Annotated in this window: 11 protein-coding genes; 1 reads left to right on the top strand and 10 read right to left on the bottom strand. The window is 58.7% G+C overall.

Features of this window, described 5'->3' with window-relative positions:
* Positions 1-128: 128 nt before the first annotated feature.
* On the bottom strand, positions 129-1,064 hold the full coding sequence (locus FPL19_RS10470; protein ID WP_404802817.1) for a M23 family metallopeptidase: 936 nt from the start codon (positions 1,062-1,064) through the stop codon (positions 129-131).
* A gap of 266 nt (positions 1,065-1,330) precedes the next feature.
* Here FPL19_RS10470 and FPL19_RS10465 point away from each other — a divergent pair, with 266 nt between their 5' ends.
* The gene (locus tag FPL19_RS10465) at positions 1,331-1,777 is read left to right on the top strand and encodes a DUF721 domain-containing protein (RefSeq protein ID WP_150912519.1); all 447 of its coding nucleotides are present in this window, start codon (positions 1,331-1,333) and stop codon (positions 1,775-1,777) included.
* Between the two features lie 11 nt (positions 1,778-1,788).
* Here FPL19_RS10465 and lpxC read toward each other — a convergent pair whose 3' ends face one another.
* From lpxC to murD, 9 genes are all read right to left on the bottom strand, one after another.
* The gene (gene lpxC / locus FPL19_RS10460; protein ID WP_150912518.1) at positions 1,789-2,703 is read right to left on the bottom strand and encodes a UDP-3-O-acyl-N-acetylglucosamine deacetylase; all 915 of its coding nucleotides are present in this window, start codon (positions 2,701-2,703) and stop codon (positions 1,789-1,791) included.
* Between the two features lie 195 nt (positions 2,704-2,898).
* Complete coding sequence (gene ftsZ / locus FPL19_RS10455) at positions 2,899-4,056, bottom strand: cell division protein FtsZ (RefSeq protein WP_150912517.1); 1,158 nt, start codon at positions 4,054-4,056, stop codon at positions 2,899-2,901.
* A gap of 96 nt (positions 4,057-4,152) precedes the next feature.
* Positions 4,153-5,388, bottom strand: coding sequence for a cell division protein FtsA (gene ftsA, locus FPL19_RS10450; RefSeq protein ID WP_150912516.1), 1,236 nt, complete (start codon positions 5,386-5,388; stop codon positions 4,153-4,155).
* Between the two features lie 36 nt (positions 5,389-5,424).
* On the bottom strand, positions 5,425-6,267 hold the full coding sequence (locus FPL19_RS10445; RefSeq protein ID WP_150912515.1) for a cell division protein FtsQ/DivIB: 843 nt from the start codon (positions 6,265-6,267) through the stop codon (positions 5,425-5,427).
* The gene (locus tag FPL19_RS10440; protein WP_150912514.1) at positions 6,260-7,252 is read right to left on the bottom strand and encodes a D-alanine--D-alanine ligase; all 993 of its coding nucleotides are present in this window, start codon (positions 7,250-7,252) and stop codon (positions 6,260-6,262) included. Before FPL19_RS10440 ends, FPL19_RS10445 begins: the two co-directional genes overlap by 8 nt.
* Positions 7,245-8,690 (bottom strand): UDP-N-acetylmuramate--L-alanine ligase, encoded by a 1,446-nt coding sequence (murC, locus tag FPL19_RS10435; RefSeq protein WP_150912513.1) that lies wholly within the window; start codon positions 8,688-8,690, stop codon positions 7,245-7,247. Before murC ends, FPL19_RS10440 begins: the two co-directional genes overlap by 8 nt.
* Positions 8,683-9,768: an undecaprenyldiphospho-muramoylpentapeptide beta-N-acetylglucosaminyltransferase gene (murG, locus tag FPL19_RS10430; protein ID WP_150912512.1), complete on the bottom strand. Its 1,086-nt coding sequence runs from the start codon at positions 9,766-9,768 to the stop codon at positions 8,683-8,685. The genes murC and murG overlap by 8 nt, the downstream gene beginning before the upstream one ends.
* Positions 9,761-10,963: a putative lipid II flippase FtsW gene (gene ftsW / locus FPL19_RS10425; protein ID WP_150912511.1), complete on the bottom strand. Its 1,203-nt coding sequence runs from the start codon at positions 10,961-10,963 to the stop codon at positions 9,761-9,763. The genes murG and ftsW overlap by 8 nt, the downstream gene beginning before the upstream one ends.
* Positions 10,963-12,306, bottom strand: a complete 1,344-nt coding sequence (gene murD, locus FPL19_RS10420; protein ID WP_150912510.1) for a UDP-N-acetylmuramoyl-L-alanine--D-glutamate ligase — start codon at positions 12,304-12,306, stop codon at positions 10,963-10,965. The genes ftsW and murD overlap by 1 nt, the downstream gene beginning before the upstream one ends.
* Positions 12,307-12,320: the final 14 nt, after the last annotated feature.

Raw genomic sequence — 12,320 nt, 5'->3', positions numbered from 1 at the left:
AGCGGCATTCTAACCTTATTTCACAGGAGTACAAAAGATGGGCCTCACAGAAGCCCTACTTGACTCAAAGCCTTGAAACAGGTCAGTGCGGCGGGTTGCCACTGCCTCGAAAGGCAGTGGCACACAAATCATCGGCTGGCGCGACGAATATAGGTTACGGGGTTTTCGGACTTGCCGTTCTGAAGAACTTCGAAATGTACGTGAGGGCCGGTGGAGCGACCGGTACTACCCATCAACGCAAGCACCTGGCCCTTCTTGACGACCTGCCCCACTTTGACCTTCAGGGTCTTGCAGTGGGCATAGCGGGTTCTCAGACCATCACCGTGATCCACTTCCACCAGGTTGCCATAGCCATAGCGCTCACCGGCGTAGGTGACCACGCCCGCCGCCACAGAAATAATGTCGCTGCCCTCCCGGCCGGCGAGATCAACGCCACTGTGCCAGGCGCGTTTTCCAGTGAAAGGATCAGAGCGGTAGCCGTACTTGGATGACAGCCAACCCCAGGTGATCGGGCGGCCTTCAACGTAGAGTTGATCTTCCAGCTTTTTCTGGGAAGAGACGATGTCCAGCATACGCAGCTGGTGTTCCCGATCCTCGATTCGCCGGGAAAGTCCGTCAATTATGTCTGTCAGCTCTGGCGCTGTGTAAGACTCACCGCTCAGGCTTTCTTCAGGACCACCGACCGCTGCCGGCTGACTGAAGTCAAATTCATCACTGGCTACAACGCCGGATTCGACGAAACGTTGACCCAGGGCATCCAGCCTCAGCAGCCGGCCCTGCATCTCACCCAGGCGAAGCGTCAGTGCGTCAACCTGCTGACGGACACTCTGGCGCACCTGCGCCAGCTCGGCCTTCTGTTCATCCAGTCGGGCCTGCCACTGGGACACAAGTTCGGTGTTGTTGGGCTGCTTTGCACTGGCTTCACTCAGGGCTACCCGATAGCCTGACCAGCCGGCGACAGCCAGCAACGAAACAATAAGCAGCACAACACCCAGGGCCACCGGCAGATTGATGGGCACTGCACGAGACTTCCCGTGACGCTTGCCAACAAGAATAATATTCATAGAGTCATCTGGTGCCATAGGGAACGCAACCTTATCCTGTAGTGTTGCGCCCCGAGTTATCTGACCGGACCTGCATATACAGCAGTGACCGTGTCCGAAAACGCGCGTGCAATCCATTGCAACGACTACGTCCGTAGAGAAGTAGAGGTTGCCCGTAGACATACACACACCGGACAATGTAAAACGAGTGTAATACAGGCAACGCTGTTTAACCGTGCCGAAGTGTAACCAATCGTTACCGTCGCCGTCGAGATTTACCGATTGACATGAAGAAAAAGGGTGACCTTCAACTAACGCCTGAGAGTTATAGCCGCGCCTCGAAGCTTCGAGAGCTGATGGCAAAGGCGGGGCAGCATGCCGACGCAGAACAACAGGTTATCGCTGCCCTGCCGCCTGCCCTGGCCAAGGGAAGCCGGTTTGTAAGCTGCCGCGAGGGCGAACTTGTCATTGCCACCGACTCGGCGGCAAAGGCAAGCCAGATCCGCTTTCGCCAGCACGACATCATGGCAGCCGTAAGGGAGAACGAGCTTTTCCGTTTTGTCTGGAAGCTGAAGGTGAAGGTGCTTCCGTCGCGTTACAGGGAGCGGCCAGCCCGCAAGATTACCCCGCTCAGTAACGAGAATGCCCGGCTCCTCAAAGAGGAAGCCGGGCACACGAAGGACCAACAATTACGCGAGGTTCTCGAAAAACTCGCTAGCCACGTCAGGGACTAAAGCATCCGGCTTCAGCCCGCCGCCAGCACAGGTTTCATATAGGAAATTGGAGCCGTGGCCTCGTCGTCAAAGGTAACCACTTCCCACGCATCCTCTTCAGCCCTGAGCTTACGCAGCAACTTGTTGTTCAGGTCGTGACCGGATTTGATGCCACGGAATTCGCCGATCAGACTATTGCCCAACTGGTACAGATCGCCAATGGCGTCCAGCACCTTGTGTTTGACGAATTCGTCGTCGTAACGAAGACCGTCCTCGTTGAGGATCTTATAGTCGTCCACGACGATGGCATTATCAACACTGCCACCCAGCGCCAGATTCATGGCGCGCAACTGCTCGATATCACGCATGAAACCAAAGGTGCGGGCCCGGCTGACCTCTTTCACAAAAGATGTACTGGAAAAATCCACTGTTGCCGTCTGGGCACGACCCTTGAACACCGGGTGATCAAAGTCGATGCCAAAACTGACTTTGAAGCCTTCAAAGGGCAGCAGTGTGGCCATTTTGCCATCTTCTTCGACTGTTACTTCACGCTTGATACGGATGAACTTCTTGGCCGCATCCTGCTCAGCGATGCCCGCTGACTGCAGAAGAAACACGAATGGTCCGGCAGAGCCGTCCATAATGGGCACTTCCGCGGCGCTCAGCTCGACGAAACAGTTATCGATCCCGAGACCAGCCATTGCCGACAACAGATGCTCCACTGTCGCCACCCGGACACCGTCTTTCAAAAGCGTCGTCGAGAGCATGGTCTCACCAACGTTTTCCGCCCGCGCCTGAATCTCGACAACTGGGTCAAGGTCAGTGCGGCGAAAAACGATCCCGGTCTCTACCGGTGCCGGCTTCAGGGTCAGGTAAACCTTCTCTCCCGAGTGAAGCCCGACACCAGTAGCGCGGATGGTGTTTTTGAGTGTCCGTTGTCTGATCATCGGTAAATATTTCCGTCACAAAAGTACGATATAGTCTGGGCAAAAATCTGCCCGGAGAATATCAGAAAGCCAAATTGAATACCATTTAACCAATGTTAACAAAACACCCGGCTCTGGCACTCAACCACCAACAGTAGCTTGCATACGTTATATGAGCGAACTGGATTCACTCTGATTTACGATTGCAACACTTTATCAGTCGGCCTGACGACGGAGGAATGCGGGAATGTCGAGATAGTCGACGCCCTGCTCCTCCTGGTCCTTGCTGTGATCAATCGCCACGTTGCCGTGGGAAACAGCCCGACGGCGAAGGACGGCCGGACGATCCAGCTGGTTGTAGTCCGTGGTGCCATCCAGGGTGCGGGAATTGTCCACCACCTTGGTCGGCTTCTCGCGGTCACCACCGAGGCCGGTCGCGACAACCGTCACCTTCAGCTCGTCGGTCATTTCCGGATCAATCACCGTGCCCACAACAACCGTTGCCGAGTCGGACGCGAATTCACGCACAATGTCACCAACCTCGGAAAACTCGCCCAGGTTGAGGTCCATCCCGGCCGTAATGTTGACCAGAATGCCCTTGGCACCCTGCAGGTTGATGTCTTCCAGCAGCGGGCTACGAACGGCAGCTTCGGCGGCTTCGCGTGCACGATTCTCGCCAGTCGCACGAGCCGTACCCATCATCGCGTTACCCATCTCGGACATGACGGTTTTCACGTCAGCAAAGTCGACGTTGATCATGCCGTTACGGGTGATCAGGTCGGCAATACCCTGAACCGCGCCCAACAGCACATCGTTGGCGGAACCGAACGCGTCCAGCAGACTGGTTTTCTTGCCCATCACTGCGAGCAGTTTCTCGTTCGGGATAGTGATCAGCGAATCCACGGTTTCTTCCAGTTCCCGCAGACCTGCTTCCGCCACACTCATGCGCTTGCCGCCTTCAAACATGAACGGCTTGGTGACAACGGCAACCGTCAGAATGCCCATTTCCCGGGCCACTTCGGCAACCACCGGCGCTGCACCGGTGCCGGTACCGCCACCCATGCCAGCGGTGATGAACACCATATCGGCACCTTTGAGCGCTTCGGCAATGCGGTCACGGTCTTCCAGTGCCGACTGGCGGCCCACTTCCGGATTGGCACCGGCACCAAGCCCCTTGGTGATGTTGCCGCCGAGCTGGATGATCTGCCGGGCGTCCAGGTCCGTCAGGGCCTGGGCGTCTGTATTGGCGCAGATAAAATCAACGCCTTCGATATCACTGTTTAGCATGTGACGAACGGCATTGCCGCCACCACCGCCAACACCCACTACTTTAATGACAGCGCTTTGCTGGACATTATCGACGAGTTCAAACATTCCCCTACTCCTTCGTGCGGTTTATCGGTTTTCTTTGAAACCGATTTTCGAGATTTTAAATTCGAGAACCTTCGTTTTTCTTTTTTTGGCAAACCGTCAGAAATGACCGGTAAACCAGCTCTTCATGCGTTCAAACAATGACGGCGCATCCTCGCCTTTCATTGCCGGCGCCCGGCCAAGATCCATCTGGCGGAAGCCATGAATCAGCAACCCCACGCCCGTGGCGTAGATAGGGTTGTTGACCACTTCCGTCATGCCGGAAACCGCCTGCGGACAGGCCAGCCTTACCGGCATGTGGAAGATCTCCTCGGCCAGCTCCACCACACCTTCCATGGTGGAGGAGCCGCCCGTAATCACGATGCCGGCCGGGATAAGATCCTCAAATCCCGAGCGGCGCAATTCCGACTGCACCAGAGTGAACAGTTCTTCGTAGCGCGGCTCAACCACCTCGGCCAGGGCCTGACGGGACAGATCCCGCGGCGCCCGGTCGCCCACACTGGGCACCTTGATGGTTTCGTCCGCACCCGCGAGCTGTGTCAGGGCGCAGGCGTACTTGATCTTGATTTCTTCAGCGTTCTGGGTCGGCGTCCGCAGGGCCATGGCGATATCATTGGTCACCTGGTCGCCGGCGATCGGGATCACCGAGGTATGACGGATGGCACCACCGGTGAATACCGCAATGTCGGTAGTGCCACCACCGATATCCACCACGCACACACCCAGCTCTTTTTCGTCTTCCGTCAGGATGGCGTGGCTTGAAGCCAGCTGCTCCAGGATGATGTCGTCGACTTCCAGTCCACAGCGCTTCACGCACTTCTCGATGTTCTGAGCCGCGTTGACGGCGCAGGTCACCAGGTGGACTTTCGCCTCGAGGCGAACACCGGACATCCCCATGGGCTCTTTGATTCCCTCCTGGCTGTCGATCACAAATTCCTGCGGCAGGATATGAAGGATTTTCTGGTCAGCCGGAATGGCCACCGCCTGGGCAGCATCAATCACCCGGTCGATATCGGCCTGGGTGACCTCCCGGTCCCGGATTGCCACAATGCCGTGGGAATTCAGGCTTTTGATGTGGCTACCGGCAATACCCGCGTAGACCGAATGAATGCGGCACCCCGCCATCAGTTCGGCTTCTTCCACGGCCCGCTGTATCGCCTGGACCGTGGTTTCAATATTGACCACCACGCCACGCTTGAGCCCGCGGGATGGGTGAGAGCCAATGCCCACCACCTCAATGGACCCGTCCATTTTGCGCTTGCCGACAATCGCAACCACTTTCGAGGTTCCGATATCGAGGCCGACAATCATGTTTTCCGTTTCAACCGATGACATGCGTTCCACCAAACCGTAGGTCTGAATTTATCGTTGCTATGTGTTTTTCCCGGACGCCTGGGCATCCGGTTTCCACTTGACCGCCACACCGTTGCTATAGCGGGCGTCCACACGTTTGACTTCATTTGCCCGCGACACCAGGCGCTCTTGATAAACCGTCACAAATCTTTCAAATCGTTTTTCCACCTGGTCCTTGCCCAACACCACTTCAATTCCGTTGGCGAGGGTCAGGGTCCAGGCGCCGCGCTGCTCCAGGCTCAGACCGGCGAATCCCACGCCGTTTTCGGTCAGGGTGTCCGACATGCTCTGGGCCATGCGAATCACGTCCATGACCCGCTCATCAGGGCCGGACAGGACGGGGAGTTTCCCCGCCACTTCGGGGTTACCAGGGGCAAACACCTCGCCGCTGCGGCTGACCAGCCGGCCGTCACTCCAGTAGGCCAAGGGTTTCTTTTCCCGGATCTCGATGGCAAAGCGGTCGGGCCAGACACGCCTCACGGCCGCTGATTCAACCCAGGGGCGCTGCTCAAGTTTTGCTTTCACATCCGACAGGTCGGTGGCAAAAAAGCTGCGCCCGACCCATTGGCCGGCACTTCGTTCCAGTTCGACCCGGCTTTCCCCTACCAGGTCGCCGGTAATATCAATGGCCATCACCTGACGGTCCATGGCATTCAATACCTGACCCGTGCCCCAGGGCACCAATGCCGCAAGAAGCACAATGCCGGCGCCAATCACCACCTGGCTCCAGGGTACGGCCGCCAGAATGGCCCCCAGTAACCGGAAACGATTCTTCTGCTCCGGTTCCCGGGAAGTGGCGCCACGGCGCCGGGGCGGATCCGAGGGTACCGGGCGGCTGCGAATCAGGATCTGGTCAAACATGCGCAGCCTCCTGACCACCCGTGGGGTCCAACGTGTCTTCCAGAATGCGAACCACCAACTCCTCGAAGCTGATGCCCGCCGCCTTCGCAGCCATTGGCACCAGGCTGTGATCGGTCATGCCCGGCACGGTGTTGATCTCCAGCAGCCAGAAGTCACCGGCAGCATCCTGCATGATGTCGGCACGGCCCCAGGTCCGGCACCCCAGCACCCGAAAAGCCTGAAGCGCCAGATTCTGAAGGCGCAGCTCGGCATCGGGGTCCAGCCCGCAAGGAATCTGGTAGCGCGTGTCGTCAGTCAGATATTTGGCTTCGTAGTCGTAAAACACATGGTCGGTGCTCAGCCCGATCGCCGGCAGGGCCTCGTTCTGCAGCACGCTGACGGTGAATTCGGGGCCTTCCACCCATTCTTCAACCAGTACCAGGGGATCAAGCAGGGCGGCCTCACGATAGGCGGACACCAGCTCGTCACGGTTTGTCACCTTGCGGATACCGATGCTTGAGCCTTCATGCGAAGGTTTCACGCCCAGCGGCGGCCGCAGGGTCAGGAGAATCCGGTCCGCATCAGCCTCAGACCCCATGGCACTGAAGCGGGGCGTCGGCAGATTGCATCCTTCCAGAACGTACTTGGTCCGCAGCTTGTCCATGGCCAGGGCCGAAGCCATCATTTCGCTGCCGGTAAACGGAATGCCTGCCTGGGACAGAATCGCCTGAAGGGTTCCGTCTTCTCCACCACGGCCGTGCAGGGCGATGAACACCCGATCAAAGTCCGGGTTGTCGACGGTTCTGAGCAGGCAGCCCCGGACGTCAACGGCGAATGCATCAACGCCGGCGGACAGCAGCGCAGCAAGGACCGCCTGACCGCTTTTCAGGGATACTTCGCGCTCTGCCGAGTCGCCGCCCATAAACACCGCAACACGGCCAAAGGCTTTCACCATGGCCGGGTCTGCCTGATAGGTCGGTACCTCCATACGCCGGGTATCACTCATCAGCAATCACCCCCGCTGCGCCAAGCCGTGTTGCGACACCGCCAATATCACCGGCGCCCTGGGTAATCAGCAGGTCGCCGTCCTGCAGGGCGTTGCCCAGCAAGTGCTCGATTTCAGCGTCGTCTTCGACATAAATGGGCTCCACATTGCCCCGCTGACGGATGCTGCGACACAGGGCGCGGCTGTCAGCGCCCGGGACTGCTGGTTCACCCGCCGAATACACCTCCATCAGAAGAAGCACATCCACTTCCGACAGAACCCGGACAAAGTCCTCGTATAGATCCCGGGTTCTTGAATAGCGATGGGGCTGGTACAGCATGGCCAGCCGACGACCGGGCCAGGCCTCTCGTGCGGCGCGGATCACCGCTTCCACTTCCGTGGGGTGGTGGCCATAGTCATCAACCAGGGTAACGGTGCCCTTACGGGTCTGGTAATCGCCGTACACCTGGAATCGGCGGCCAACGCCAGCGAAGCCGGCAAGACCACTACAGATAGCCGCGTCATCAACCCCTTCATCGGTGGCGACTGCAATCGCCGCAAGGGCGTTGAGGACGTTGTGACGGCCGGGCATTTTCAGCTCGACGCTCAGATCGCTGCGCCCGCCCGGGCGACGCACCACAAAGCGGGTACGCAGGCCGTCGGACTGGATATCTTCGGCGCGGTAGTCCGCCTCCGGGTTATCGATGCCGTAGGTAATAATGGCGCGGGAAATGCGGGGAATGATTTCCTGAACATAATCGTCATCCACACACATCACCGCCACGCCGTAAAACGGCAGGTTGTGGAGGAAATCCACAAAGGTCTGCTTCAGACGGCCCACGTCGCCACCGTAGGTATCCATGTGGTCGGCCTCGATGTTGGTAACCACGGATATCACGGGTGTCAGATGCAGGAAGGACGCGTCACTTTCGTCCGCCTCTGCCACCAGGTAACGGGAACCGCCAAGCTGGGCATTGGTACCCGCACTGTTGAGCTTGCCCCCGATCACAAAGGTGGGATCAAGGCCGGCCTCGCCCAATATCGACGCAATCAGGCTGGTGGTCGTGGTCTTACCATGGGTTCCGGCCACGGCAATTCCGTGACGGTACCTCATGATCTCCGCCAGCATTTCCGCCCTTGGCACAATCGGTACACGCCGGCTGCGGGCAGAAGACACTTCCGGGTTATCAGCATTCACCGCTGAAGACACAACCACAACATCTGCGGTCTCGCTATTGGATTCACGATGGCCGATAAACACCTTCACACCCATCGCTGTCAGGCGGTCGGTGACCAGACTTTCGCGAATATCCGAGCCTGATACGTCGTAGCCCTGGTTCTTCAGCACCTCGGCAATACCACTCATGCCCGCACCGCCGATGCCAACAAAGTGAATATTCCTGATACGGCGCATCTCGGGCACCTGGTATACCAGCGGTGGATTCGTTGGCTCAGCCATTGGCGGCCTCCAGACAATAATTCACAACTCTCTCCGTCGCGTCCGGGCGAGCCAGCGATTTTGCCGCTGTCGCCATTTCAAGAATTCGATTCCGGTCCTGCGCCAGTTCGGACAGGGTCTGCGCCAGCGTATCCGCCGCCAGTTTCGGCTGGGGGATCAAAATAGCGCCCCCGGCTTTGACCATCTGCTGGGCATTGCGGGTCTGGTGATCGTCAACGGCATGGGGAAACGGCACCAGAAGAGCCCCGACGCCGGCCACACAGAGCTCGGACACGGTCAGAGCGCCGGCACGGCAAAGCACCACATCCGCCCATTCATAGGCTTCAGCCATATCCTTGATAAACGGCTGGACGCTGGCGTCCACATTTTGTTCCCTGTAGGCCGCCTGGGCCGCATCCAGATGCTTTTCGCCACACTGGTGACGGACGGTCGGCCTCTGGTCGGCGGGTATCAATGCCAGTGCCTCAGGCAGGGTCTGATTGAAACTCTGGGCACCCAGACTGCCGCCCACCACCAGCAACCGCATGGCGCCGGCGCGACCGGCCAGCCGATCCTGCGGCAAAGGCAGTTCAGCCAGATCACGACGCACGGGATTGCCGGTGCAACGGGTGACCACGTCCGGGCCAAAACTGCCGGGAAAGGCTTCCAGAACCGTGTGGGCAAACCGCACCAACAGACGGTTGGTCATTCCTGCAATGGCATTCTGTTCGTGGATGACCAGCGGTGTTCTGGTCAGCCAGGCGGCAACCCCGCCCGGCCCGGTCACGAACCCGCCCATGCCAACCACGCACTGGGGGCGAATCCGGCGCAACTGGGCAAACGCCTGGGCCAGGGCCCGCATCAGCCGGAAAGGCGCGGTCACAAGCGCGAGTCTACCCTTGCCGCGCAACCCGGAAATCTGGATCACGGACAGAGGAATATCAGTATCGGCAATCAGCCGTTCTTCCATGCCGCCCGCCGAGCCCAGCCAGAACACTTCATGGCCCTTGCTCTGCAGCATCCGCGCTGTTGCCAACGCGGGAAACACGTGACCTCCGGTGCCACCGGCCATCATCAGGAACCGCCGTGAATCACTCATAGGCGGCACCTCCGCGGCTCTTTCCGGCGGCTTTCGAATCTTTACCACTCTTTTCCAGGTCAGCCCGCTCCATATCCACGCGGGCGAGGACACCGATGCAGATAGCCGTAATCATCAGACTGGATCCGCCGTAGCTAACCAGCGGGAGCGTCAGGCCTTTGGTGGGCAGCAGCCCGGTGCTCACGGACATATTGATGCTGGCCTGCAAACCGATCAGCAGCGTAATGCCGTATGAAAAGCAAGCCGCAAACGGCATACCTGCCTTCTCGGCACGGCGGGCAATGGCAAAGCCTGACATCACCAGAACCGTAAACAGTCCCAGTACCAGCAAGGAGCCAAGCAGTCCGAATTCTTCGGCAATGATGGCGAAAATAAAATCAGTATGAGCTTCGGGCAGGTAGAAGAGCTTCTGTACCGAATTGCCAAGCCCGGTGCCCGCCCAGTCACCCTGGCCGAAGGCAATCAGTGACTGGGTTAGCTGGTAACCGGAATCGAACTGGTCTTTCCAGGGGTCGAGGTAGCTGACAACGCGCTTGAGCCGGTACGGCTGGGCAACAATCAACGCTGCACCAAGAACCACCAACACGCCGATCAGTGGCATAAAGCGGCGCAATGGAACACCACTGAGAAAAATCATGCCCGCCGCCGCAGCGACCAGTACAACAGTGGCACCAAAATCAGGCTCGATCACCAGCAACACCGAGGCAAGCCCCAATACACCGATAGGTTTGAGAAAACCGGACCAGGTGGTCAACAGTTCCTGTCTCCGGCGCACAACGTAACCGGCGAGATAGGCAATCAGGCAGAGCTTGGCCAGCTCCGACACCTGAACGTTGAAAAGGCCAAATGGAATCCAGCGGGTTGAGCCGTTCACAGTGCGTCCCAGCGGTGTCAGCACCAGCAGCAGGGACAGCAGGCCAATCGCCAGCAGAAGCCAACCGCTGCGCTCCCACCACGCTATCGGCACATTCACCGCAAGCAGCGCAATCACACAACCCAGCCCCGCAAAAACAAGCTGCCGGATCACATAGTAATAGCCATTGCCCACGGTCTCGGACGCCATATCCATGGACGCCGACGAGATCATCACAATGCCCAGCACTAACAGCGCCGCAGAACTGATGATCAGCAGAGGTAGCGGCCGCAGGTCGCTGAAAAGGCCGTTCCGCTGATTGAGGGTCATGTCAGCCTGCATCACAGCCCCTCCTTAACAATCTGACGGAACTGGTCGCCGCGATCGGTATAGTCGCGGAACATGTCAAAGCTGGCACAGGCGGGTGACAGCAACACCCGATCACCGGCCTGTGCCAGGGAGGCAGCCTTACGGACCGCATCCACGAGAGAATTTTCAAAGTGAATGGTCACTGCATCACCCAGAGCAGCGGCAATTCGCTGCGCATCGGTTCCAATCAGGACCACGGCCCGGCAGTTTTCACTGACTGGCTCCGCCAGCATTGAAAAATCGGCGCCTTTGCCGTCGCCGCCGGCGATAAGAACGATCTTTCCTTCAACTGGCACCAGGCTCTGGATGGCCGCTGCAGTCGCCCCGACATTGGTACCCTTGGAATCATTGATATAGTCGACACCGTCGATGTTGCGGACCCACTCACACCTGTGGGGCAGGCCCCGGAACTGGCGGGCGGTGTCCAGCATCACATCCATAGGCAGGCCGGCGGCGTGGCCAAGCGCCAGTGCGGCCATCACGTTGCTGATGTTATGGCGCCCCAGCAGCCCCAGCTCTTCCGCCAGCAGCAGGTTGTCAAAACCGAAGGTGATCCAGGTGCCTTCGTCATCATCTCGGGTACTGAAGGTTTCCGGGTTAACCCGGTGGAAGCCGAAACACAGGAACCGCAGCGTATCCCTTGCCATGGGAGTGCTCAGGGCATCATCAAGATTCACGATGGCGTTGCGGCAGCCATTGAAGATGCGTTGCTTGGCCTGAAAATAGTCCATCTTGTTGGCGTAACGATCCATATGATCGTCCGACACATTCAGTATGGTGGCCGCGAGAGCATTCAGCTCGTGCGTGGTTTCAAGCTGGAAGCTCGACAGCTCCAGTACATAGAGCTCGGCGCCGCGTCCGAGAAGATCCAGCGCTGGCGTGCCGATATTGCCTCCAACGGCGACGTTTACCCCAGTGGCTCTGGCCATTTCTCCCACCAGGGTCGTCACAGTGGTTTTACCATTGGAGCCGGTAATGGCGACGATCGGAGCATCGGCCGCTTCCGCAAACAGGTCGATATCGCCACGAATCATCGCTCCGCTGTCTGCCGCCCGGACAATGGCAGGCTCTTCCAGGCTGATGCCAGGGCTGACAACCAGCTCATTGAAGCCGGCAAAAAGATCCGGATCGAATGGGCCAAGATGCACGGGTACGTCCGGAAACTGGCTACGCAGCTCCTCCAGCCCGGGCGGCTCTGCGCGACTGTCCACAACCGACAACTCACGGCCTTTTTCACACAGATAGCGAACGCAGGAGAGCCCGGTTTTACCGAGTCCCACAACCAGCGTTCTGCGATCTGAAGCGATCATGCCCATCTTGACGGTATTCC

This window comes from Marinobacter halotolerans (genome assembly GCF_008795985.1).
In the GTDB taxonomy this organism is placed as follows: domain Bacteria; phylum Pseudomonadota; class Gammaproteobacteria; order Pseudomonadales; family Oleiphilaceae; genus Marinobacter; species Marinobacter halotolerans.
The sequence above is the reverse complement of the archived record's forward strand: the minus strand, read 5'-3'. Positions and strand labels throughout refer to the sequence as shown.